Raw genomic sequence first — 25191 nt, forward strand, 5'->3', positions numbered from 1 at the left:
TTTTACTGTTTCTACTTATTTGCTGCGCGTATTATTTAACGTCACAAGGTAAACATAGCACGTAGGTACCCTTAGGGTCGTTTAGTTGGTTTACTAAACTGAACTCTTTAAGTACGCGCTTAAATTCATTTACCAGTGCAGAGTCGGCATGGGCAAATTGCCATTTGCCCACAAACGTCATTGCCTGGCCAAAGAATTCCTTCCAGAAAATTTCCTGGGCACTCAGCGTACGTTGTACGTAGAACGTATCATAATTTTCTAGCTCGGCGAGCTCGGCTGCAGCAACTACAGCATCGTCAACCGTACCAAGCTGGTCTACTAGACCAAGTTCAATGGCATCTTCGCCAATCCACACGCGTCCTTGGGCAACACTATCCACTTCTTCTACCGACATACCACGAGCATTTGAAACCAACGACAAGAAGTTTCCGTAAGTGTTTTCAACGTTGCGCTGAAGAATCTGACCGAATTCTGGTGCTAGTGGACGCACAGTAGAGAAGCCTGCAAGCTCTGTAGAGCCCACACCATCACTGTGAATACCTAAATAATCCAGTGAATTCTCGTAGGTCATAAACATACCAAACACGCCAATCGAGCCTGTAATTGTGCTAGGGCTTGCAATTATTCTATCGGTACTTGCTGCAATCCAATAACCGCCTGAAGCTGCATAGGTGCTCATAGAAGCAATAACGGGCTTACCTGCTTGTTGTAGCTGCAACACTTCCTGACGGATAATTTCAGAGGCGAATGCGCTGCCTCCAGGAGAATCAATCTGGAGAACCACTGCTTTTACGTTGTCATCAAGACGAGCCTTACGCAGAAGACGCGCAGTGCTGTCGCCACCTATGGTACCGGCTTTTTGATTACCGTCTAAGATGGTGCCCTTGGCAACTACAATCGCCACTTTATCCATGTCTGACTCGATAACCGGCATAGGCGGGTTAACAACTTTAAGATAGGTATTGAACGAAGTGAGGTTAACGCCGTGATTGTTTTCATCTTCACCGACTAACTCAGTAAGCTCCAATCTTACTTCTTCGCGGGTCTTCAATGCGTCTACCCAATTATTCTCAAGCGCATACTGTGCGAAATCGCCGCCTGCCGCTTCAAACTTTGCTAATAAACCTTCAAGGGTCTCGTCAAAGTTTGCTTCATCGATACCGCGAGCTGCTGCTACATCCGCTTTGTATTGCGCCCAGTAACCATCTAACCACTGTTTCTCCGCTTCTTTTGCTTCTTCAGACATATCATTTCGCATGATAGGCTCAACAGCAGATTTATAAGTACCAACCCGGAAGATATGCGTGGTTACTTTTAACTTTTCTAGCATGTCTTTGAAGTACATGCCATAACGGCCGTAGCCTTCAAACATTAACCCGCCCATTGGGTTCAGATAGATGCTATCAGCGTGTGCTGCCAAGTAATATTGGTCTTGGGAAAAGTAATCGCCAATGGCATAAACGGGCTTTTCAGATTCTTTAAATGCGTCAATAGCATTAGCTACGGTGCGTAACTTGTCTAAACCACCGCCGGTAAGACCTTGAAGGTCAAGAACCAAAGCTTTAATACGGCGATCTTTTTGCGCATTTTCAAGCACTTTCACTACATCGCGTACCAGTACTTCTGGGTTTTCAGGTTCACTGCCTAGCGATTCTTGTAAGAACTGTTCGAAAGGATCAATGCTTTCTTTTTCTATAACTAGCTTGCCGTTAAGCGTAAGAAACAAAGCACTGTCTTTGTTTACGGTAAACTGTTCATCGTCCTGACCAGTTATTGCGATTATCAATCCAACAAAAATAACAATGAATATCAAATTAAAGAAAAGTTTGCGGGTGAAGTTAAGCACCGTCCACAAGCCAATAAACAAGGATTTAGTCCAATTTCCTTTGGCTGCCATTTTAATCACTACCTTTTTTTGAATTAACTAACCAGAGCAAGATAGATCAGGCATACCTTACTCACGTACTGCATTCTATTATGTTACCTAAATCGAGTAAGATCGCGAACTTAATTGTAATTTTTTGTGAGTGTCTTTGTTTTCGGCGACTTACGATGACTTTTATTCTGCGTTCTTTTTTTCGTCTTGTTCCAGCCACTTTCGAATGAGGGAGGCAATACGTTTGTGACTATCCTCGCTCATCGTCATAAGAAATTTTCCATTCTTTGCTTTATAGCCGGTTTTTCCATGGCCCTTTTTCATTAGTCGTAAAAACGGTGAGGGCTTATTTTCGCGCGATGAAATTTTTTTCATAAAGTGCCGTTCTTATTTCTTAATCACACAAAGTAGGCAAAACAATGACACACATTTACCAACAAATCGTAGCCCGACTGCAAGTGGCAGATGGCATTCCTTTACTTTTATTACGCTTGTATTTAGCACCAGTGATGATACAGGCTGGTTGGAATAAAGCATCCAGTTTCGACAGTATTGTAGATTGGTTTGGTAACGATGATTATGGGCTTGGTTTACCAATACCTTTGGTAATGGCGTTCTTAGCTACAGCCGCAGAACTCGTGGGCGGTGTTCTATTGTTATTGGGTGCATTGACGCGCTTGGTGAGTATTCCATTAATGGTAACCATGATAGTCGCTATGGTGAGTGTTCACGCTAAGAATGGATGGCTCGCTATTGCTGATGCGTCTTCATGGTTAGCCGACGGTACTATCTTACTGAATGAAAACATTATGGCTGCGCCAGAAAAGCTTGCGGCAGCTAAATCATTGTTACAAGAGCATGGCCATTATGACTGGCTTACATCCAGCGGTAACTTTGTGGTACTTAACAACGGCATCGAATTCGCTGCGACCTATTTTATTATGCTTTTAGTTTTGTTTATCTATGGTGGTGGACGCTTCTTTAGTGTCGATTACTATGTGAATAAAGCCATGCGTTCTAAAAGTAATTAGGGACGCTCCATTTCCTGTACAAAAGGCCGGAATTTTCTGGTCTTTTTCGTTTATGAACCGTAGGATCTAGCAATCAGGTTAGGTAAATTATTGTTGTTGGCACGCTTTTCTCGATTATGAAAATCGAAGCGTGATAACAGCAACGCGAAAAAATAAAGTAGGGACGTAAATGGACGCATTAACATTGTTACTCAACAGAAGTTCTCAGCCTCGATTGGAAGCGCCAGCACCTAGTGGAGATGCCTTAGAGAATATTATGCAGGCTGCACTACGTGCCCCAGACCATGCTTGTCTTACTCCGTGGCGTTTTATCGTGTGCACAGGAAAAGGGCTTGATAAGCTAGGTGCACTCTATGAGCAATCCGCTATTGAAAATGAAAAGTCGCAGAAAGAAATTGAACGTGCCGTGCAGCTTCCTCACCGCGCACCTATGGTTATCGTAGCCATCGCAAAGCATGTGGAACATGAAAAGGTACCGCGTGTTGAGCAGATAGCGTCGGCAAGCTGTGGCGTTATGGCGATGCAAATGGCAGCAGTAGCACAAGGGTTTAACGGCATGTGGCGCACCGGTGGCTACGCACACTGTGAGACGGTAAGAAACGGATTAGGCTTAAGTGAAGAAGACGAGCTGGTAGGTTTCTTATATTTAGGAACACCAGCGTTTGAGCCTGCACCTAAACCGCAAAGAAATAGTAACGACTACTTTGAATTCTGGCAGTAGTTGATACCTATTCGAATAAACTGCCGCATTAGATAGCTAGCGGCGGGTAAGAAGGGTCTTATTTTTATAAGTAAGTTAAAATAAGACCCTAACATTTAACCTAGAAAGATAGGTCTACGTTATAACCAGCGAACTTCCTGATATTAATAACGCGATCGCCATCTAGCATCCAGTATTGCCCTTTGATACCTTGCAACACACCAGTAAATGACGGTGTCTTATCTAAGTTTAAAGATTTTATCTTTACCGGATAATCTTCAACAGGGTAATGAATATCATGGATAGGCGTAGTCACTTCTGATACTGCTTGAAGCCCTTTTTCTTGCTTCAGCGCTTCTAGCTCACTTTCAATTTTACCCATTAATTCGGTTTTGACCTGTTCTAAATCAACCTCGTCAGGTTTGCCCTTTAACATTGTTCGCCAATTGGTTTTATCTGCAATGTGATCTTTGCATAACGTTTCAACCAAACCACTGGTAAGCCTGTCAGGAACTCGCAGCATTACGGTAGCCTGCGTAGCTCCTTGATCCATCCACCGCGTAGACACGCCTTCGGTGACTTGACGAGTGATGCCCACTTTTACCGTACCTGTGTTAGCCAAATAAACAAAATGCTCACTAAAGCAATGTTCTTCACCCCACTGAGGTTCTCTGCACGTCCCTTCGTGGTAATGGCACTTTTCTGGCTTAATAATGCAGCTATCGCATTGTGCCAGCGATATCAAACACGGGTAGCAGTATCCTTGGTTGAAGCTTTTTTTGGTTTTGCGGTTGCAGTGAACACAGTTGATGTCACCAGAGTAGGTTACCGTTACTTCCTTGCCGATAAGAGAATTGATATCTACCAGCTCATCACCAATTGGAAGCGAGTAGTGCACGGTATTGTTTTCATCGGCGGAGGTACGCATTTTTTTAAGCATACCCGAATATGTTGTTATCACTTGTTGAAACCTTTTTCTTAAAAACTTTATTTGTAACGCTGCTAGTCGCTTAATTCGCCACGCAAGTTTTGCGTTAATAGATGGCTTATTTCCTCAAAAGGAAGCCCTTTACTTAATAAGTAGTGCAGTTTCGCGAGGGCAGCCTCGGGTGTCATATCGCTACCCGATAAAACTCCTACTTCTTGTAGGCCATGGCCGGTGGCATAGCCACCCATGTTTACGCGACCGCGCATACACTGGGTACAATTCAAAACAGGAATTTCTCTGGCTTTTGCGTATTTTAACTGTGCAATAAGCTCAGGGTTCTGAGGTGCATTGCCCACACCATAACTCAGTAAAATCAACGCGTTCACAGGTTGCTGTAGCGTGTTTTTAATCACCTCTGGCGCAATACCGGGATACAAACTTACCATGCCGATCGGTTGGGCTTTGACGTTCGATACCGTTAAGGTGTTATTTGGTGTCTTCGCTAATTCACCGGCTTTCAGACGAATGTTAATGCCAGCTTCTAACAGTGGAGGAAAGTTAGGGGAGTCAAAGGCACTGAATCCATCTGCATCTACTTTGCGGCTGCGGTTGCCACGAAGTAGTCTGTTGTTGAAGAACAGTCCGACTTCGGCAATGGGGAAGTTCGCGGCAACATATAACGCGTTTAGAAGGTTGACTTGACCATCTGAGCGAAGCTCTGCCAGTGGAATTTGAGAACCGGTAACAATGACAGGTTTTGACAAATCCTCAAGCATGAAACTCAACGCCGAGGCGGTGTATGCCATGGTGTCTGTACCGTGCAAAATAATGAAGCCATCGTACTTGTCGTAGTTGTCGGCGATATCATCGGCAATACGCTGCCAGTCAGACGGGTCCATGTCTGATGAATCGATAAGGTTATCGTATTCATGCAGGGTAAAAAGGGGCATTTCAGAACGGTGAAACTCCGGCATCTTTTTCAGTGTGTCTGACAAGAAGCCTGCAGCGGGTACGTAGCCTTGTTTAGACGGCTTCATACCAATAGTTCCACCTGTATAGGCAATATATATATGTTTGCGCATGAAATGACCTTACCCTTAATTTGGGAATACTTTTCAAAAGGGGATAGCGTAATTTGACGGGCATTCTAACAATACCCACGGGTTTGTCACCCTGAAATACGAAGGCACAAAAAAGCGGTGAAGATCACCGCTTTTATTCTGTATCAACTTTTTAGCAACGTTAGGCTGAGCCCTATGCTGAAGTTCGGTACTACTTAACTTCTTTACCCGCTGCTTGTTGGTCTGCATGGTAGCTCGAGCGGACCATTGGGCCACATGCTGCATGCGTGAAGCCAATTTCTTTTGCGTAGTCACCAAGGGCGTCGAATTCCTTAGGATGTACGTAGCGCTTAACCGGGTAGTGGTGACGGCTTGGCTGAAGGTATTGACCCAGCGTAAGCATGTCCACATTGTGAGCGCGCAGATCATCAAGTACGCCTTGAATTTCTTCGTTCTCTTCGCCCATACCCATCATCAGACCAGATTTGGTCATCACGTCAGGGTGTTGCGCTTTAAACTTCTTAAGCAAATCCAACGACCATTGGTAATTCGCGCCAGGGCGACATTCACGGTATAAACGCGGGATCGTCTCTAAGTTGTGGTTGAACACATCAGGCACGCCGTCTTTGAAAATCTCAAGTGCACGATCCATACGTCCACGAAAATCGGGTACTAATACTTCGATTGTCGTTGTTGGACTGTGTTCGCGAATGGCGTTAATACAATCTACGAAATGCTGAGCGCCACCGTCGCGAAGGTCATCGCGGTCAACAGAAGTAATAACCACATAGCGCAAATTCATTTCTGCAATGGTTTTAGCCAGCTTCTCAGGCTCTTCTGCACTAGGAGGCAGAGGTTTACCGTGGGCTACGTCACAGAAAGGACAACGACGAGTACAAATATCACCTAGAATCATAAAGGTGGCTGTACCGTGGTTGAAACACTCGGCAAGGTTAGGACAACTCGCTTCTTCACACACAGAGTGAAGATTGTTTTTGCGAAGTGTCTGTTTGATGTGATCAATTTTCTCGGTAGTACGAGGAAGCTTGATTTTAATCCACTCCGGCTTGCGCAGCATTTCTTCCTTTTCAGTAGGAATAATAGTGACGGGAATGTGTTTTACTTTTTCATCATCACGGAGTTTTATCCCCGCTTGAGGTCGTGCATTACTCATCAAAACCTTCTTTGTATGTTGGCTGTGCAATGGAAAGCGCTTCTAGCAGCAAATGCGTTAATTCATTACCAGCGGTCTCAAGCGTAGTTGGACCATTGAGGCGCGCGGTATCGATCATTTCCATACCGGCATAACCGCAAGGATTAATACGCTGAAACGGTGATAAGTCCATATTAACATTTAAAGCTAAGCCATGAAACGAGCAGCCATTACGTATTCTTAAACCTAATGAACAAACTTTCTTCTCATCGACGTATACGCCAGGCGCATCGGGCTTTGGATACGCGGTTACGCCGTATTTTCCAAGTAGTCCGACCACCGCTTCTTCCATAGCAGTGACTAAATGGCGAACACCTAGCTTTCTGCGCTTTATGTTTAGCATCAGATAAATTACTTGTTGGCCTGGACCGTGATAGGTCACTTGGCCGCCCCGGTCAACCTGAACAACAGGAATATCACCAGGCATAAGTATATGTTCAGCTTTGCCTGCTTGTCCTTGCGTAAAGACGGCATCGTGCTCAACAAGCCAAATTTCATCCTGGGTGTTTTGGTCGCGTTCATCGGTGAAGCGCTTCATTGCCTCGAAGATAGGCTCATACGGCTGACGCCCTAACTGACGTACTATAACGCCGTTTGCGTCAGACGCTATCGACTGCTCATTCACTTAAAGTACAACCCTAACCAGCTCTAATTTGGCAAGTTCAGTGTAAATGGTTTCCATGTGCTCTTTGCTGGTTACACGCACACTGATAGACACCGAGTGGTAAGTACCTTTACTACTTGGTTTTACGTTAGGCGAGTAATCGCCTGGCGCATGTTGCTGAAGGCAGCTCACTACCTGTTGAGGTAGGTCTTCATGAGCAACGCCCATGACTTTAAACGTTTGGTTTGTTGGAAAATCTAGTAATTCGTCGAAACGGGTATCCATGCGATATCCTTGGTACTTAAAATATCATATAAAAAAACGGCCAGATTGTAACAAATCTGGCCGCTTCACAACTAGCTTTTTAACGTATTCAGTAAAGGTGTTTACTCGTCGTCAAATCCTAGCTGAAGCATAATGTAGTCTTTCATGCGATTAAAGAAGCTGCCTTCTTTTACTTCTTGAAGGGTAACTAGGGGATAGCTAGCCACATCTTCACCGTCTAGTTGTAGATAAAGTTTTCCAACAACCTGACCTTTTGCAAGTGGTGCTTCAAGCTTGTCATCAAGTTCGAAGTTAGCTTCTAAATTAGCCGCCTGACCGCGTGGAATAGTAATGGGGGTAGATTGATTAATTCCAAGGTCTACTGTCTCTCTATCACCCATATAGATGCGGTGAGCAACGAAACTATGACCGGCTTGGTATGGCGTAAGTGTCTCGTAAAAACGGAAGCCATACTTAAGTAGCTTTTTGTTTTCAACTTTACGTGCACGTTCGCTATCAGTCCCCATGACTACAGAGATTAGACGCATACCGCCTTGCTCTGCAGAAGTGATTAGGCTGTAGCCCGCATCAGACGTATGGCCAGTTTTAATGCCATCAACGTTTAAGCTTTTGTCCCACAACAGGCTATTGCGGTTGTATTGCTTAATGCCATTGTAGGTGAATTCCTTCTCGCTATAAATCTTGTACATTTCTGGCGTTTCTGCGATAAGCGCGCGAGACAGAATCGCCATGTCACGAGGGGTAGTGTAGTGGTCTGGGTCGTGAAGACCGTGAGCATTAACCCAGTGAGAACCACTCATGCCAAGTGATGCCGTGTGTGCATTCATCATGCTGGCAAAAGCAGATTCTGAACCTGCTACGTGTTCTGCCATAGCAACACAGGCGTCGTTACCTGACTGCACAACAATGCCACGCAGTAAGTCACGTACTGAAACTTGTGTACCTACTTCAATAAACATTTTTGACGAGTCAGGGAATTTCTTCGCCCATGCGTTTTCCGAGATAGTCACTTCGTCGTCTAAGCTGATGTTACCGGCCTGTAATTCTTTGCCAATAACATAAATAGTCATTATTTTCGTTAAGCTCGCAGGAGCAAGCTGCATGTCCGCATTTTTAGATGCAATCACATGACCCGTTTCAAAGTCGGTTAGAAGAAAACCTTCTGCGGCAACTGAAGGAGCAGGCGGAGTGACTACGGCAGCATTTGCTGTGTGTAGTAAAGTGCCTATCACCAAAAAGGCAAATGAAAGTAATGACGGTTTAGCGCGTTGAATTATTCTGAGCATGGTTCTAATTTCTTTGACCGTTTTATCCGTGTGAGTTAAAGCTTACCCTATTGTTGCGATGACCGCGAAACGATGACCGCAAAACATGGCTACCCAATTTTAGCTTTTGTCCAGTTCGTAACCGAATTCTGTTGTTTCACCTACTTATTAGCTGAGGTGACGAGAGATCTTAACGAAAGGCTGCTTATAAGACTAGGTTTTATCAAAAAAGTTTACGTGATTGTAGGTATTAGGCGAAGAAACCGTGATATTGCCTGCTGAATGACACAATGCTGCCACAATGTCGTTGTTTTTATGAGCGTGCGACAACCCAACTAACTACATGGTCTGCGTAATCGCGTAAGCGTTGGGATAGCCATTTTGCTTTAATTGTTCAAGAACCTCCGCGACGACTGCTTCATCGTGGATAGGGCCTAACTGTAGTTTATAAATGTTATCTGCTACTGGTAGATGAGCGGGAATTTGATATAACGCCGATAGCACGTTAGAGATAGATTTTGCCTTCTCGGCGTTTGAAAGCGCAGCAACTTGAATATAGATCGCATCACTTACCGCGTTGGTACTTTTCTCACTGCTGCTTGTGTTGGTATCCGCGGTGTTCGAAGAGGGGGCTAATGGCGGGGTGGGTGAAGTTGCTGCCAAGGCCGGTGCGGGTACTACTGCAATACCCAAGTATTCATCGTAAGTAACGGTTGGACTGTTTCCCACCGTCACATTGTTTTGTTCATCAAAGTGGATAACTTCAAGTTTGACTCGCGCTGTGCCTTTGCTGTGGTAGCCTAGTTTTACTGCGGCTGCATACGACAAATCGATAATTCTATCATCGTGAAAAGGGCCGCGGTCGTTAACGCGGACGATCGCTTGTTTGTTATTTTCCAAGTTAGTAACACGCACGTAAGAGGGCAGTGGCAATGTTTTGTGAGCCGCGCTCATGGCAAACATATTGTAAGTTTCGCCATTTGAGGTTAAGTGACCGTGAAACTTCTGACCATACCAACTGGCATAACCAACCTCCTCATAGCCTTTACCACTATCCATTGGCGTGTAGTGCTTGCCCAGTACCTTGTAAGGCCTGCTGTTAAACATGCGGTAGGCTTCGTATTTTGGTACAGCATCAAGTGTTTCTGGTTTCTTGGCAACGTGCTTAGGCGCTGAGTCTTGCTTTTGAGTATAACGACCAGATTGTGTAGGTGCACTTTGGCATCCCACTAATGCCAAAACTATAAAAACAGCTGAGCCATAGCGAAAGAACTGTCCGTTTGCCAGATTTTGGGCAACAAGACCCGCATTAACTAAACCCGCTTTTACAAAATCAAGTACCGAAAAAAGGCGTTGCAACATACAAGTTATCTAGACATTAAACGTTTCTGAGTGGCAATGGCCATAAGAATGCCAAAACCTGCCATTAAAGTCACCATAGATGTTCCTCCAAAGCTCACTAGAGGAAGGGGAACACCCACCACGGGAAGTAATCCGGACACCATGCCCATGTTTACAAATACATAAACAAAAAAGGTAAGGGTAATACTGCCACCAAGCAATTTTGCATAGGCGTCTTGTGCCCGGCTAGAAATTATAAGGCCGCGCATAATTATAAAAATGTATATTGCCATTAAACACATTACACCGGTAAGACCAAACTCTTCGCTGAATACTGAAAAGATAAAGTCGGTGTGACGTTCGGGTAAAAACTCGAGTTGTGATTGCGTGCCTTGCAGCCAGCCTTTGCCGTCTACACCACCGGAACCAATGGCAATTTTAGATTGGATTATGTGGTAGCCAGAACCTAGTGGATCGCTTTCCGGGTTCAAAAAAGTAAGAACCCGCTGCTTTTGATAATCCTTCATTAAAAAGAACCACATCACAGGCGCAAACGCGCCAATGAGGCCGCCCACTACTGAAATAAGACGCCAGCTCATACCTGCCAGGAATATGGCAAAGATACCTGAACTGGCGATGAGCAACGAGGTCCCTAAATCAGGCTGCTTTGCAATGAGAATGGTGGGCACGACCACCAAACAAAACCCAACGATAATGTGGGTGGTGCGCGGCGGCATAGTGAATTTACTGATATACCATGCAACCATCATAGGCACGGCAAGCTTCATCAGTTCAGAGGGCTGAAAACGGATAAAGCCCAGGTCTAGCCAGCGCTGTGCGCCTTTGCCCATATCACCAAATAATAATACGGCAATTAGCATGAGCAGGCCTGCACCATAGGCATAGGTTGAGAAAAACCTAAACACGCCCAAAGGGGCTTGGGCTAATCCGAACATAACGATAAAGCTAAATCCCAGCCTGATAAACTGGCGCTCCATTTGCTCCATATCCTGACCTGACGCCGAGTACAGAGTAAATAGCCCAACACAACTTAGCACGAGTAGCCCGACTAACAGCCAGCCATCGATATGAATGCGCTGAAGAAAACTTATTTTATTAGGGTTAATGGTGGTTCTCTTCACTAGTTTGTCCCTAATTCATTATCAGTGTTTGCCGAGTCAGCTTCGGCAGTTTCAAAAACTCGGTCCCTGAAATAGAAATCCATGATTTGACGGGCGACGGGTGCTGCGTTCTTACTACCTCCGCCTACGTTTTCAAGGACCACGGTTACAGATATCTCTGGATCATTGAAAGGGGCAAAGCCAACATACATGGCATTGTCTCGAAGACGCTCATCAATTTTAGTAGCGTCATATTTTTCATTTTGGCCAACGGTAAACAACTGCGCTGTTCCTGTCTTACCCGCAGAGTCGTAAGGGGTATCTGCAAATGCATGACGCGCGCCGCCTTCTTCGCCACTCACAACATCGCGCATGGCGTTTAACACCACATCTAAATTGTTACGGTTCTTAATTTCTATAGGCCGCAGCGACTTAAGCGGGATAAGTTCGACAGAACTATCGGTGTTCATATAACCGCGAATGATTTGTGGAATATAGCGTTCCCCAGCATTGATCAGCGTGTTAACCGATGTATTTAACTGGACCGGCGTGGTGGTCCAATAGCTCTGTCCTATACCAACGGGGATGGTGTCACCAATATACCAAGGTTGATTAAAGCGAGCGCGTTTCCAGCCTCGGCTAGGCATGTTGGCATCTGACTCTTCGTAAAGATCGATACCCGTGAAATCTCCAAATCCGAATTCGTACATAGATTCACTGATTTTATCGATACCCAATTTATACGCTAGCTCGTAATAATAAGTATCGCACGACACTTCTATTGCTTTTGATACGTTAACTTTGCCATGTCCCCATCGACGCCAATCGCGCCACACGTGCGACACATTTGGCAATTGATAGCGTCCTGTATCGTTAATGGTGTAGTCTTTGGTGATGATGCCTTCTTCTAGTCCAACAAAACCAAGGTGCGGTTTAATGGTAGAAGCGGGAGGGTATTGTCCTTGTGTCGCCCTGTTAATTAGCGGGCGGTCCGGTGAATTCAGTAGCGCAGAGTAATTCTTGCTGCTGATACCGTGCACGAATAAATTGGGGTCGTAACTAGGGTTAGAATAAAGTGCCAGTACGCCACCTGTTTTAACATCGGTAACCACTACAGCGCCGCGCATGCCTTCTATTATTCGCTGGGCTTCTAACTGAAGCTCTAAATCCAAGTTAAGTACGATGTCTTTGCCCGGTGTTGGTGGCTCAACACTGAGTACACGAATAATTCGGCCTTGGTTGTTTACTTCGACCTGCTGATAACCCACTTTTCCATGAAGCAGCTCTTCGTGATATTTCTCTATGCCTAGCTTACCGATATCGTGGGTTGCGGCGTAATTATCTTCTTGACCTGCTTCAACGAGTTTTTGTAAGTCTCGCTTGTTAATGCGTGCAACATAACCCAGTGCATGGGTAAGCGTTTCTTTATAAGGGTAATGACGAGCTAAACGCGCTTCAATTTGAACACCCGGAAACTTGTGTTTACTGGCAGAGAACAACGCTACTTCTTCTTCGCTTAGCTGAGTGCGAAGCGCAACGGGTTTAAATCTTCGCGTTCCTTTTAGCGTAGATTGAAAGCGTTCAATTTCATCGCTGGTGATGCTCATTAATTCGGTCAGATCTGCAAGGGTTTGCTCAATATCATCCACTTGCTCTGGAATAACTTCCAAACTGAAAACTGGACGGTTCTCGGCTAAAAGCACGCCGTTACGGTCATAAATGAGACCGCGGTTAGGCGGTACGGGCAGCACTTTAATTCGGTTACCGTTAGACCGGGTTTGATAATCTTCAAACTGGGTGACCTGCAAAGAATAGAGGTTGTTAAGTACAATGCCCAACATGGCCACAACAATAATAAAAGCAATGGTCGCTCGGCGCGCGAACAAGTTCGCTTCAGCGGAGTGGTCCCGTATTGCTTGACGTTTTCGTTGCATTGACTTCCTTTGCATTAATAAAGCGACCAATTACTCACGGTGATAAGGGTGATTTTGCGTCACCGACCACGCGCGGTATAAGCTTTCTGTAAGAATGATCCTAACAAGTGGATGGGGTAGAGTTAGGGCTGATAAGGACCACTTTTGTTCCGACGCAGCAATACATTCTGGTGCTAGCCCTTCTGGACCACCAATAAGCAGGCTTACGTCGCGCCCGTCCATTTTCCAATTGTCGAGTTGTTTAGCAAGCGTGGGAGTGTTCCAGGGTTTACCTGTTACTTCTAACGTAACAATGCGATTTCCTTTGGGAATAGCGGCTAGCATTTGCTCGCCTTCTTTTTCCAAAATGCGCTTAATATCGGCGTTTTTGCCTCGCTTTCCGGCGGGTATTTCAGTAAAGGACACTGGCATGTCGCTAGGGAAACGACGAATAAACTCATCCACGCCTGTACTTACCCAGCTTGGCATTTTTGTTCCGACCGCGACGATTTGTATACGCACTTCTTTTACCCTTACTGCAGGAATTAGTATTTCACTTATACAATAAAGGCCATACACATTTGAGTATGGCCTTTATTGACCGTGTTACTGCATGTTTATAGCAAGCGTTTACGCCACTACGACCACAGTTTCTCTAGCTGGTAGAAATCACGGGTTTCATCTTGCATAACGTGCAAAATAACATCACCAAAATCAACCAGAACCCATTCGCCGGTTTCCTTACCTTCCACACTTCCAGGTGCGTGACCCGCTTTCTTCGCTTCTACCATGACATTTTCTGCAATAGATGAAACGTGGCGCTTTGAGTTACCTGAACAAATGATCATGGTATCTGTAATACTTGATTTGCCGCGAACGTCTAGTTCAATAACATCACGGCCTTTCATATCGTCAATTTTGTCTTTAACAAACTGTTTGAGCTGTTGACTCTCCAAGAGTTTTCCTCACTTACTTAACTTTTATATAACTGATGTTCGTTTATGTAATCTAAAACGCTTTCTTCTAACCATAAGTTAGATAGGTCAGCATTTGAACTGTTTGGCGTACCCGATTTCTCGGACGTGGCAGCACTTGCTAGTACGTCACGAATTTCAGTAGATGAAACACTAAAAAGCGGTGTGTTGGTTAACACTACATGGCCTGCAGGCTTTGCGTGAATAACACTTTTATCGTTAGCCACATGACAATCTAACCAAGCTTGTATTGCGGGAGGAGGCGAAAATTTCTCATCGTCTCTGCGCATAACCACTAAGTGACAATAATCGAGCAGGTGTTCCCACTCGTACCATTTGTCCAGATTATACAGTGAATCTGCGCCAATGAAAAAACAGATTGTGTCATCGCTTTTCTCTTTAAGTGCACGCAGTGTTTTAACTGTATAAGAGGGTGACGGAAGCGTCAGTTCAATTAACTCTGGAATAAGTCTGTCATTGTTTTGGGCGCAAAGTTCAATCATTTTTACCCGATGGCTTTCTGACACACCTACTGACTTATGCGGAGCTAATTTACAAGGCATGAGATGAACGTGGTTTACGCCAATTTCATCTGCCGCTTTTAGTGCCGCACCAATATGGCCTTTATGCGGCGGATTAAACGTACCACCAAGAATGGCTTTCACCGTTGGGTTTGCTCGAGAAGCGCCGGAAAGACTCACTTAGAATTGCCCATTATGCCTGTAACAAAGGAATTTCGCGAAGGTCCATACCCATGAACATCATGCACAGGTGACACATTTCAACGTAAGGGCGGGCAATGACATTTTGTTTGAATGCGTGATCTGACTGAGTCAACGCTTTTTGGATGTCTTCTAGCTGCGCGACGCTCAGACGATTCAAGGCACTTTGATAAAAACCTTGTCTATTACGCCAAATACCGAATTTTTGCCACTGAATGGGGGCACCGCTTTGCTGCGCTAGTTTTAGTTTCCATAACTGCTCCCACTCTCGAATAAGCGCCCAAATAATGATGTTAGGCTCCAGACCCTCACTCTCTAATCGGTATAGCATTTTTATGCAGCGGGTACTGTCGCCGCTAAGCATAACGTCAACCAGTTGAAACACGTTGAAACGCGACTGATCGACCATCGCCTTTTCAATTTGTTCGTCTGAAATAGACTGGTGTGGATAGAGTAGGGCGAGCTTATCAATTTCTTGCTTAGCAGCAAGCATGTTCCCTTCGCAGAAATCAGCAATCATCTTAGCACCCGACGCTGATACGGAGAGTTGGTGGGCATTTAACTGCTGGTTTAGCCATGCATTGAGCTGCTTGCCTTCCAACGGGTAACACAACACCGACGCGCCCAAATCATCAAGCACTTTAAACCATTTGCCGCGCTGCACGTCTTTGCCAATTTTGGGGCCGTGAACCAGCAGCAAAATATCGGGGTTTAATGATGCCGCGACTTCTTGCAGCATTTTACTGCCTTCAGTGCCCGGTTTTCCCGTAGGTAGCTCTAATTCAATAAACTGTTGGCTTGAGAAAAGCGACATGCTTTGCGTGGCTTCAATCAACTGATTCCAGTTAAAGCCCGTTTCAGCAACAAGTACTGTACGCTCTTCAAAGCCATTGGCTTTTGCTTTAGCGCGTATTTGCTCAATGACATCAAACTTCTGCTGGGGTTCATCTCCAAACACCAGATAGCACGGGCGAAGTGCCTTGGTGATATCTTGGCTAAATTGGTTTGGATAAATCTGCATGAAAAATTCTGATGTTTACTGACTAACGGAAGTTGATGCATTTGGTGCAGCGGCTGCCTGACTGGAAAGGCGTCTGATCATGATATCAGCGGCTTCATCGCGCATTTCACTTAGCATCAATTCAAGTTCGCGAGACTTTGCCAACACTTGGTCAGGGTCGTCTTGATAGTCACGTACTACTTCAAATTGCACCATTACCGCTTCCTTACCAGGAAACTGCACGCGGTAACGCACAACATATATCAGTTCATATTCAGCAACTTGACCCGAAGGGTAAACCGACAGCAGCTGACGTTCTAATTTCTCTGGAAGCAAATAGATGTTTACGTTTTGGTTAGAGCGCGATGTTTTATCTACGCTAACACTGGATAAACCGTAAACGTTTAAGCGTTTATCAAGCGCACGCGCCAAGGGCGCGTGTGCTCGGGCACTTTCAATAGCAACGGTGTTTATGTCGTCAGGTAGGCTAGGGCTACTTCGCAAATGAAAGCCACAGCCAGTAACCAATACGGTTCCCAACACAGCGACTGCGAATTGTAAGTGCTTTTTCATCAGTATCTGACCTAGTTAGCTACAATATTTACAAGCTTGCCAGGCACAACAATCACTTTACGAATGGTTTTACCTTCGATGAATTGCTGAACGTTAGGCTGTTCTTTCGCAGATGCTTCAATGCTCTCTTTGCTTGCATCAGCAGCAATTGTCATCTTAGCGCGAACCTTACCGTTAACCTGAACGATGATTAGCTTTTCGTCTTCAACCAATGCGGCTTTATCAGCCTGTGGCCATGGTGCTAAATCGATATCTTCACTGTGACCCAACACTTTCCATAGCTCGTGAGCGATGTGCGGCGTAATAGGATTTAGAAGCAACAAGATAGATTCACAGGCTTCGCGCATAATTGCGATGTCCTGCGCGTTGTCTTGTGGCGCTTTTTGAAGGTGGTTTAACAATTCCATCACTGCTGCAACCGCAGTGTTAAAGGTTTGACGACGGCCTAAGTCATCAGACACCTTTTCAATGGTCTTATGTACCTCACGGCGAAGTGCCTGTTGGTCTTTCGACAGTGCCTTAACATCAATCGCTTCTGGCGTGCCTTTTTCAACGTGTTCGGTCACTAATTTCCAGATACGACGTAAGAAACGGTTTGCACCTTCAACACCAGAGTCTACCCACTCAAGGGTTTGCTCCGGTGGCGCAGCAAACATGGTAAATAAACGCACCGTATCGGCACCGTACTGATCAATAACTTCCTGAGGGTCGATACCGTTATTCTTCGACTTAGACATTTTCGTCATACCGCCGTGAATAACTTCTTCACCGTCAGCGGTTAGCCATGCTTTAACAATACGGCCTTTATCGTCCTTTTCAGTGCTTACTTCGGTAGGCGAGAACCAGGTTTTCTTACCAGACGCGTCTTCACGATAGTACGAGTCAGCTAATACCATGCCTTGACACAGCAAACGCTTGAACGGCTCATCAGAGTTTACCAAGCCTTCATCGCGTAACAACTTGTGGAAGAAACGCGAGTAAAGTAAGTGCAAGATAGCGTGCTCGATACCACCAATGTACTGATCTACTGGTAACCAGTAGTTAGCTGATGTTGGATCAAGCATGGCGTCGTTGTTAGTAGCACAGGCATAGCGCGCGTAGTACCACGATGACTCCATAAAGGTGTCGAAGGTATCCGTTTCACGTAACGCGGCTTCGCCATTGTATGTGGTTTTTGCCCACTCAGGGTCAGCTTTAATTGGCGAGGTAACGCCATTCATTTCTACGTCTTCAGGCAAAACAACCGGTAGTTGGTCAGCAGGAACCGGAACAGATTCACCGTTTTCCAAATTTAGCATTGGAATAGGTGCGCCCCAGTAGCGCTGACGGCTTACGCCCCAGTCACGAAGACGGTAATTTACTTTGCGCTTTCCACAGCCTTTGCTTTCAAGTTCATCAGCAATACCATTAAATGCGGCATCGAACTCAAGACCGTCGAACTTATCTGAATTGATCAAGCTACCTTTTTCAGTAAATGCAGACGCGGTAAGGTCGCACTTATCTTCATCACCTGCGTTTGGTGCAATGACTTGTTGAATAGGTAGGTTGTATTTAGTCGCAAACTCCCAATCGCGCTGGTCGTGGCCAGGAACAGCCATTACCGCGCCTGAACCATAGTCCATCAACACGAAGTTAGCGACCCAAATTGGAAGCTTTTCACCGGTTAGTGGGTGAACAACCTCAAAACCCGTGGCGAAACCTTTCTTCTCCATGGTTGCTAATTCAGCTTCAGCAACTTTGGTGTTTTTACATTCGTCGATAAAGGCCGCTAAATCTGGGTTCGATTTTGCTGCGAATTCGGCAAGAGGGTGCTGCGCAGCCACTGCAACGTAAGTAACGCCGTAGAAGGTATCTGGGCGCGTCGTATACACCGTTAAATCGGCAATGTCGTTAACCGCTGACGCTAAATCGAAGGTAATTTCAACACCTTCAGAGCGGCCAATCCAGTTTGCCTGCATTGCGCGTACTTGGTCTGGCCATTCTTCAAGCTGTTCTAAGTCTTGTAAAAGTTCTTCGGCGTAGTCAGTAATTTTAATAAACCACTGAGGGATCTCTTTTTGCTCAACCAGCGCACCAGAGCGCCATCCGCGACCATCGATTACCTGCTCGTTAGCCAAAACAGTTTGGTCTACAGGGTCCCAGTTGACAGTAGAGTTTTTCTTGTAAACAAGACCTTTTTCGTAAAGGCGTGTGAAGAACCACTGTTCCCAGCGATAGTAATCTGATTTACATGTGGTTACTTCGCGATCCCAGTCGTAACCGAAACCCAACGAGCGAAGTTGGTTTTTCATGTAATCAATATTTGAGTATGTCCATTTCGCAGGTGCAGTGTTGTTGTTAATTGCTGCGTTTTCAGCCGGAAGACCAAAAGCATCCCAACCCATAGGCTGCAATACATTTTTACCCTGCATGCGCTGGAAACGGCTGATCACGTCACCAATGGTGTAGTTGCGCACGTGGCCCATGTGAAGTCGGCCACTAGGGTATGGGAACATAGACAGGCAGTAGAACTTTTCTTTTTCTACGTCGTCATTTGCTTTAAACGATTGGTTTTCTTCCCAGTATTGCTGAACGCGTTGTTCAATGTCTTTCGGATTGTACTGATTATCGGCCATGAAACTTAGGCTTCCGCATTAAAAGTTAAAACGTTTATGGGGCGGCATAAGGCGAGTTTGTAGCAACGCCAACTAACCGCGCGTGGGATTCACCCACTTAACATACATATAGCCCAATAGAATAACCCAGCGCTAAGCCATGCCTCAATAGCTTAACACCGAACTTGGCAATATTTATTGTTGCTTGCTTGAAAAGTGAGCATTAATGACACGGTTTTCGTCGATTGAACACCAGAATACGCCCCATTTGCTCATCTTACTTTCTCTTAGCGCCATCTTATCTTGTCGATAAACAGGCCCCGGTGTCGCATCTAATTATTGTCGCTAAACGCGGTTAGCGCATTTAGTTGTTGCGCCTGCACTTTGTCTACTACTCGAACTAAATTGGCGGCGTCTTCGTTAGATGCTTTTTGCCCATTAAAGTGAATATTGCCTGAGGCGTGGTAGGTAAGGGTGACTTTAGTTTTCGGTATGCGACCGTCTTGTGTGTTTGCATCCGATGAAGTGCTCGATGCTATTGTGCTGAATTCCCATGTCAGTGCACCTGACATACCCATCTCTTGAAGCGGGCCTAAGCCACCTGTCATCACCACTTTTTTGTTCGGTTCAACATAGCTTACCTGCATATGCGCTGCACTCGCCGTGTCTGTCGTTTCACAGAAACAGCCACCAGCCTGCTCATCTATGCGCAAAGCACCTTTCCACCATGTGTGGTCTTTCGGCCACCACATATCCACATGTTGAATAAAATGAGAGTACACGACTTCAACTGGCGCATAGCTTTCACTCTCATTGGTAATAGAAAACCCTGAGTTATCTGCATAGTTTACGTTAGCGATACTCATTGCAGAAAATGCCGTACCCAGAAAGGTAGCAAGGAAAGAGGAGGTGAGCAGAAGGGTTGAGCGAGTTTTCAATTTTTTTGTCATTGTTATTACCCTGTTTTTGTTCATTGGTTATTGCGCGCGAAACCTGGTCTCGTCGCCAAACGAATTTCGGTTTTTGTGTTTTCTAAGGTAATTGAAAGCAGCTTGCGTTGCTACCTACTTTAAAGCCTTACTGTTACAGGATTCTTCAGAGCTTTGTCTTGACCACATTGTCCTTACGGCTCTGACCTTGGCGCGCTTCTCTTAACGCTGTGATTTTAATGCTCTGATCCAAATTATGTGGCAGAAATAAATGCAGCGGTTAAATTGAAGTAAGTTCTTTCGTACTTAACTCCTTTTCGGCTTTAATTAAACGCTACACCCTGTGTCGCAAGGTATCAGTTCTAGTGAAGGCCAAAAAAGCTCGTAGTGCTTGCCAATTTCTTTCTAAAATCATGAAGGTGGTTGTTTGTTGTGCAATTAGCGATGCAAAGCTGCCTTATTCAGGATAAGCGTTTGACACTAATGTTAATTAGGGTTTCACTTAAGTAAAGAAACAAAGATAGAACAGACATGTCTGTAGACAGTAAATTATATGCGTTAGATGTAGACGCGCTTTCACCTACCATAAATCGCCGAGCGATAAACAGTGCCTTAAAAGATGATGAAGCGCTAAATGCGACCTTCATTGGGCAAGAGCGCGCGCGTGAAGCACTTACGTTTGGGTTAGGTATTAACACCAAAGGCTACAATCTTTACGTGATGGGTGAGCCTGCTACGGGGCGCTTCACTCTAGTGAAGGATTACATTGAACGCCAAGTTGCCCAGCTACCAGCGCCTGATGATTGTTGTTATATCAACAATTTTGACGAAGAGCGCGAACCTGTTGCGCTAAAATTTCCTCCCGGTGGTGGAAAGGCATTCCACAAGGATATGGCTGCGCTTATTGACGATGTCATAGACTCACTGCCCATTGCCTTTGATAACCCGGGATATCAACGCCGTCGCGCGTCAATTTCCAGAGAGTTCGAGCAAAAGTACGATGCGGCTATCGATGCGGTAGAGCGTTACGCACAAGCGAATGATGTTGCGCTGTACGAAGAGGGGGGCTCTATTACGTTTTCACCTATCGTTAACGGCAAGCCAATAAGTGACACAGAGTTTGCGTCATTAACTGACGCACAACGGGAAGGGTTTTATACTCTTATTGACGAACTAGAAAATAGGTTAAGCGAAGGCCTGTTAAGCCTGCCTACGTGGAAACGCGAAAACTCTGAGCGTCTTCGTGAGCTTGACAAAAAGACCGCAGAGCAGGGAATTAAGCCGCTGCTAAAAGTGCTTGAGCACAAATACGCGTCTGAGCTAGGGGTAATGAAGTACCTCAAGCAGCTTAAAACTGCATTGGTCAACGCTATCTTAGTCATTCACAGTGAAGAGCAGAAAGAAGAGAAGAGTGATGACTTCGACAAGAAGATATTTTTAGAAGAGCAATTTCTTCCTAACGTTTTGGTGTCGAATAAACTCGATGACGCAGCCCCTGTTATTTATGAGCCGAACCCTACTTATCAAAATTTGTTTGGCAAAATAGAGTACACCAACATTCACGGCAGCGTGTTTACCAACTATCGCATGATTCAGCCCGGTGCGCTCCATCGTGCAAATGGCGGTTATTTGTTGTTGGATGTCGACCAACTTATTGAACAACCTTTCGTGTGGGATACTCTTAAGCTTGCCATCAAGTCACAGCGCTTGCGCATGGACTTACCCCAGCAAGATGTGGGTATGGTGAACAATATTACGCTCAATCCACAGCCCATCGACTTAAATGTGAAAATCGTTCTGTTAGGCTCGCGTGATTTATACTACACGCTGCAAGATTACGATGACGAGTTTGATGAACTGTTTAGAGTGTTGGTGGATTTTGATTTGGAAATTCCCGTCACCAGACAGGCGCTTTTTGATTTCGTGGGCAAAGTACGTGCGCATCTTATTCAGTTAGGACTTAAAGGCATTACCGCTAACGCGATGTGCAGGCTAGTTGAGTACTCGTTAAGAATGGCTGAACACAAAGAAAAGCTATCTGCGCACTTCGCTGAAGTTATCGAGCTAGTTAATGAAGCCTATTATTTCTGTCAGAAATCTAATGCCGACACACTAGAACTTGATCATTTAAAAACAGCATTAAGTGCCAAGAAGCGTCGTACCGGCCGTGTCAGCCAAACACTATTAAACGATATTAAAGAAGGGCACGTGCTTATTGCCACTGAAGGAAAAGCGGTAGGCAAAGTAAACGGGTTAACGGTATTGGATATTGGTGACACTGCATTTGGTACGCCTGCACGCATTACGTCTACTGTATTTGCCGGCGCAAGTGGTGTCGTTGATATTGAGCGTGAGGTAGAGCTTGGACAGCCTATTCACTCAAAAGGCGTTATGTTGCTAAACGGCTACTTGGGCAACAAGTATGCCCAGCATTTCCCGTTAACCCTATCGGCAAATATAGCGCTAGAGCAGTCATACGGACATATTGATGGCGATAGTGCATCCCTTGGTGAACTGGTTGCGCTTATCTCTGCGTTGACTGAAATCCCTTGCTTACAAACCTTGGCTATCACGGGTTCCATAAACCAGTATGGTGAAGTGCAAGCGGTTGGCGGTGTGAACGAAAAGATAGAAGGCTTTTTCGACTTGTGTCAACACCGCGGCCTTACCGGTACGCAGGGCGTGATTATTCCTAAATCAAATGCGATTAATTTGGTATTAGATGCCACCGTTATCGACGCAGTGAAAAAAGGGCTGTTCCATATTTACACTGTAGAGACCGTTGATGATGCGCTATCTATTTTGATGGAACAGGAAGCGGGTAAAATAAGTAGTAAAGGTCGTTACCCCAAAAATTCAATCAATTACCATGCCGTAAACCGTCTATACAATATTGCGCTCATTGTTAATGGTGGAGATGGCGAATAGATAAGAACGAAGCGCGTACTTGCAGTGTCGAGACGCGCTTCTTGATTTTTGCATTAATCTTGATTGATGCGCTTATAAAGAAGCGTTTTTTCAGTAGAACGTGCACACAGCCATTCAATGTTAAACGCAAGTACCAGAGCGCGCTAATCGTGGGTGCTGATGACCAGAGTCTCTGAAATTTTATCTTGGATAGCTTGTCGGTTAGGATCCCAGTAAATTTGCACAAATCCCAACAAGCCAGTTGCTAAACCCGCACCATAACCTCCATAACGACCAAAGCTCTCCCATAGCGACAGTCCAGAACCATCGAGTTTGAGTACTTGTATATTTAGCAGTCGTTTACCTGGAGTTTTTCCGTTAAACCATGCGGTAAACACGCTGTAATAAAGCGTGGCCCAACCAAAGCCTAAGCCAAGCTCAGTAATTAAACCTTTAATCCACGCGACAATGCTGTATGTATTTGCTGAGGGCTCTGAAGTTGCGTCATCGAAATCTGCTAGGTCACTTTCAATACCTTCAGCTTCCTGTAGGCCATTTTCATGCACACCTTTATTTTGAACTTGCTCATTTACTCCAATATCATCATTCGCACCATTTTTCTCACCTTGGCGATTAGGCGAGTCGATCACGTTGCTGACAGTTGCATCGTCACGAAAGTAATTAGCCTCATTGGCAGCATCTAACGTAAGCAACACTGTCCAAAAGAGCATGAACGCTCCACCTATTCGAAGAAATGAACGCGTCGTTTTTTTATGGCTTTGATTGGCTACGTTGCGGCTAGCTTTATAAAACGTCACTGTAGCAATAATCGCCAAAAACAGTGCATCCAGTGAGCTCAAAATGACGACAAATAGTAGGTCAATACACTGAGCCAACCCTCGTTGAAAAGGTGTAGCCAGACGCTTGCCCAACAGCGAGCTAGCCACGCCAAACGCATAGGGCGTGACTATATCCTTTGTTTCAACGGTTTCTAATTTATCTGCAGTATTATTTTCGACATCACTACTAAGAGGTGGCGTATCAATATGTTGATGAGGGTGAGACATTTGCCGTCCACTGTGCTTAACCTAATTCCATAACACTACTTTACACAGTAAGGCGTGTTATTTTAACTCTTTTATCTGAAGGACAAGCACCCCACAAATACGCATGCAGGATACAGTGTAATCTCTTCAATAGTCGGAATATTTTTCTTTTTAGCAAATAGATAATTTAAGTGTGTTCCACTTAAGTTGTTGATTTATATGCGCGGCATTGGGTTTGCATCAGAGATTATCGAATGGATAACAATGATGCCTTTAAGGAGGTTACGATGTTTAACTCAAAACGAACGATTACAGCAACTCTGGTTTCATTCGCTATGATGGGCTCATCTGCAATGGCACAAGCTAACGTTGACGAGATGAAAACTGCGCAAATGCAAGCAGCTTCAGCGTCAGTGCAACCTGAGTCCAGAACATCTGAGTCTGGTGATACGTGGATTACGTTGACTGGTGAGGTGTCTGCTGTAGATTCAAAATTCTTTACGTTAGATTACGGTGACGGGAATATCTTTGTTGAGTTAAGAGACACCGACCTTGACAGTAATGCCTATGAAAAAATTAAAGGCGAAGAAGTCATGGTAACGGCGCGTCTTGATGATGGCATGTTTTCGAGCGAAAGGTTAGTTGCTCAGAGTGTGATTGTTGATGGTATGGATACTGTTTACTTAGCTGAGTCGGTTAATCAGGCTTCGGCAGACCTTTATTTAAGTACAGCAAGTAACATTGAGTTTGACGATGAAGAAATGGTGCTTGTAGGTACCGTTAAATCAATTGGCAAAGAAGCGTTACAAATTGACGTGGGCGATACCACCCTCACGGTAGATCTTGATGAGTTAGAGGACGCACCTGTTGATGCGGATGGTTACCTAACGCTAATGAAAGGCGAGCGCGTACGCATCACTGGCGAACTAGAAGACGATTTCTTTAATCGTTTCACCGTAGAAGCTGATACGCTAATCAAAATGAAAAGTTAACTATTACTGATAGATAACGCTTTAAAAAAACCGCCGAAATGAAGTGACCCCATTAAGTTGGACTCATTTCTAAGCGGCAACCAAGGTCTGATTTCGATATTGTATCGGACTCAGGC

23 protein-coding genes are annotated in these 25191 nt (G+C 45.0%); 4 read left to right on the plus strand and 19 right to left on the minus strand.

Translation table 11 applies throughout. The annotated features are described in order from the left end of the window. Positions 1 to 31 precede the first annotated feature (31 nt). Together sppA and QME20_RS15910 are read right to left on the minus strand one after the other, a co-directional pair. Entirely contained in the window at positions 32 to 1897 is a 1866-nt protein-coding gene (sppA, locus tag QME20_RS15905; RefSeq protein WP_014949339.1) for a signal peptide peptidase SppA, read from the minus strand. Between the two features lie 162 nt (positions 1898 to 2059). Then, positions 2060 to 2251 carry a hypothetical protein gene (locus QME20_RS15910; protein ID WP_014949340.1) on the minus strand — a complete coding sequence of 64 codons (192 nt, stop codon included), beginning with the start codon at positions 2249 to 2251 and terminating at the stop codon, positions 2060 to 2062. Between the two features lie 44 nt (positions 2252 to 2295). Between QME20_RS15910 and QME20_RS15915 the strand changes: the two genes are divergently transcribed. After that, complete coding sequence (locus QME20_RS15915; RefSeq protein ID WP_281716243.1) at positions 2296 to 2907, plus strand: DoxX family protein; 612 nt, start codon at positions 2296 to 2298, stop codon at positions 2905 to 2907. A gap of 169 nt (positions 2908 to 3076) precedes the next feature. Continuing rightward, positions 3077 to 3628 (plus strand): NAD(P)H nitroreductase, encoded by a 552-nt coding sequence (locus tag QME20_RS15920; protein WP_014949342.1) that lies wholly within the window; start codon positions 3077 to 3079, stop codon positions 3626 to 3628. A gap of 100 nt (positions 3629 to 3728) precedes the next feature. On the opposite strand, the gene QME20_RS15925 is transcribed toward QME20_RS15920, so the two are convergent. The 16 genes from QME20_RS15925 to QME20_RS16000 all read right to left on the minus strand — a co-directional run bounded on the left by QME20_RS15925 (position 3729) and on the right by QME20_RS16000 (position 20151). Continuing rightward, positions 3729 to 4568: a DUF2797 domain-containing protein gene (locus QME20_RS15925; protein WP_101564466.1), complete on the minus strand. Its 840-nt coding sequence runs from the start codon at positions 4566 to 4568 to the stop codon at positions 3729 to 3731. A gap of 41 nt (positions 4569 to 4609) precedes the next feature. Then, positions 4610 to 5617, minus strand: a complete 1008-nt coding sequence (ansA, locus tag QME20_RS15930) for an asparaginase (RefSeq protein ID WP_014976407.1) — start codon at positions 5615 to 5617, stop codon at positions 4610 to 4612. A gap of 190 nt (positions 5618 to 5807) precedes the next feature. Then, positions 5808 to 6770: a lipoyl synthase gene (gene lipA / locus QME20_RS15935; protein WP_049588697.1), complete on the minus strand. Its 963-nt coding sequence runs from the start codon at positions 6768 to 6770 to the stop codon at positions 5808 to 5810. Next, complete coding sequence (gene lipB / locus QME20_RS15940) at positions 6763 to 7434, minus strand: lipoyl(octanoyl) transferase LipB (protein ID WP_014949346.1); 672 nt, start codon at positions 7432 to 7434, stop codon at positions 6763 to 6765. The genes lipA and lipB overlap by 8 nt, the downstream gene beginning before the upstream one ends. Beyond that, on the minus strand, positions 7435 to 7698 hold the full coding sequence (ybeD, locus tag QME20_RS15945) for a DUF493 family protein YbeD (protein ID WP_014949347.1): 264 nt from the start codon (positions 7696 to 7698) through the stop codon (positions 7435 to 7437). It lies immediately after the preceding gene. 101 nt (positions 7699 to 7799) lie between these two features. Continuing rightward, positions 7800 to 8984 carry a D-alanyl-D-alanine carboxypeptidase family protein gene (locus QME20_RS15950; RefSeq protein WP_014949348.1) on the minus strand — a complete coding sequence of 395 codons (1185 nt, stop codon included), beginning with the start codon at positions 8982 to 8984 and terminating at the stop codon, positions 7800 to 7802. Between the two features lie 318 nt (positions 8985 to 9302). Next, positions 9303 to 10325 carry a septal ring lytic transglycosylase RlpA family protein gene (locus QME20_RS15955; RefSeq protein ID WP_281716244.1) on the minus strand — a complete coding sequence of 341 codons (1023 nt, stop codon included), beginning with the start codon at positions 10323 to 10325 and terminating at the stop codon, positions 9303 to 9305. Between the two features lie 5 nt (positions 10326 to 10330). Then, positions 10331 to 11446 (minus strand): rod shape-determining protein RodA, encoded by a 1116-nt coding sequence (rodA, locus tag QME20_RS15960; protein ID WP_281716245.1) that lies wholly within the window; start codon positions 11444 to 11446, stop codon positions 10331 to 10333. Beyond that, the gene (gene mrdA, locus QME20_RS15965; RefSeq protein ID WP_281716246.1) at positions 11446 to 13359 is read right to left on the minus strand and encodes a penicillin-binding protein 2; all 1914 of its coding nucleotides are present in this window, start codon (positions 13357 to 13359) and stop codon (positions 11446 to 11448) included. Before mrdA ends, rodA begins: the two co-directional genes overlap by 1 nt. A 30-nt stretch (positions 13360 to 13389) precedes the next feature. Beyond that, positions 13390 to 13860, minus strand: a complete 471-nt coding sequence (rlmH, locus tag QME20_RS15970) for a 23S rRNA (pseudouridine(1915)-N(3))-methyltransferase RlmH (protein WP_281716247.1) — start codon at positions 13858 to 13860, stop codon at positions 13390 to 13392. A 116-nt stretch (positions 13861 to 13976) separates the two neighbouring features. Next, the gene (gene rsfS / locus QME20_RS15975; protein WP_014949353.1) at positions 13977 to 14294 is read right to left on the minus strand and encodes a ribosome silencing factor; all 318 of its coding nucleotides are present in this window, start codon (positions 14292 to 14294) and stop codon (positions 13977 to 13979) included. Positions 14295 to 14311: 17 nt separating this feature from the next. Further along, on the minus strand, positions 14312 to 15013 hold the full coding sequence (gene nadD / locus QME20_RS15980; RefSeq protein WP_231514279.1) for a nicotinate (nicotinamide) nucleotide adenylyltransferase: 702 nt from the start codon (positions 15011 to 15013) through the stop codon (positions 14312 to 14314). Positions 15014 to 15026: 13 nt separating this feature from the next. Next, a complete protein-coding gene (gene holA / locus QME20_RS15985) occupies positions 15027 to 16055 on the minus strand; it encodes a DNA polymerase III subunit delta (protein ID WP_014949355.1) in 1029 nt (342 codons plus the stop codon). A gap of 15 nt (positions 16056 to 16070) precedes the next feature. Further along, positions 16071 to 16607: an LPS assembly lipoprotein LptE gene (lptE, locus tag QME20_RS15990; RefSeq protein WP_014976413.1), complete on the minus strand. Its 537-nt coding sequence runs from the start codon at positions 16605 to 16607 to the stop codon at positions 16071 to 16073. 11 nt (positions 16608 to 16618) lie between these two features. After that, entirely contained in the window at positions 16619 to 19222 is a 2604-nt protein-coding gene (gene leuS / locus QME20_RS15995; protein WP_281716248.1) for a leucine--tRNA ligase, read from the minus strand. Between the two features lie 311 nt (positions 19223 to 19533). Further along, positions 19534 to 20151 carry a hypothetical protein gene (locus QME20_RS16000; RefSeq protein ID WP_281716249.1) on the minus strand — a complete coding sequence of 206 codons (618 nt, stop codon included), beginning with the start codon at positions 20149 to 20151 and terminating at the stop codon, positions 19534 to 19536. Positions 20152 to 20661: 510 nt separating this feature from the next. Between QME20_RS16000 and QME20_RS16005 the strand changes: the two genes are divergently transcribed. Beyond that, positions 20662 to 23058: an ATP-binding protein gene (locus tag QME20_RS16005; RefSeq protein WP_049588705.1), complete on the plus strand. Its 2397-nt coding sequence runs from the start codon at positions 20662 to 20664 to the stop codon at positions 23056 to 23058. 143 nt (positions 23059 to 23201) lie between these two features. Here QME20_RS16005 and QME20_RS16010 read toward each other — a convergent pair whose 3' ends face one another. Further along, positions 23202 to 24104 (minus strand): RDD family protein, encoded by a 903-nt coding sequence (locus QME20_RS16010; protein WP_281716250.1) that lies wholly within the window; start codon positions 24102 to 24104, stop codon positions 23202 to 23204. Positions 24105 to 24370: 266 nt separating this feature from the next. Between QME20_RS16010 and QME20_RS16015 the strand changes: the two genes are divergently transcribed. After that, positions 24371 to 25075 carry a hypothetical protein gene (locus QME20_RS16015; protein ID WP_281716251.1) on the plus strand — a complete coding sequence of 235 codons (705 nt, stop codon included), beginning with the start codon at positions 24371 to 24373 and terminating at the stop codon, positions 25073 to 25075. Positions 25076 to 25191 lie beyond the last annotated feature (116 nt).

The sequence above is a fragment of the Alteromonas sp. CyTr2 genome (assembly GCF_947311905.1).
Classification (GTDB): Bacteria; Pseudomonadota; Gammaproteobacteria; order Enterobacterales; family Alteromonadaceae; genus Alteromonas; species Alteromonas macleodii.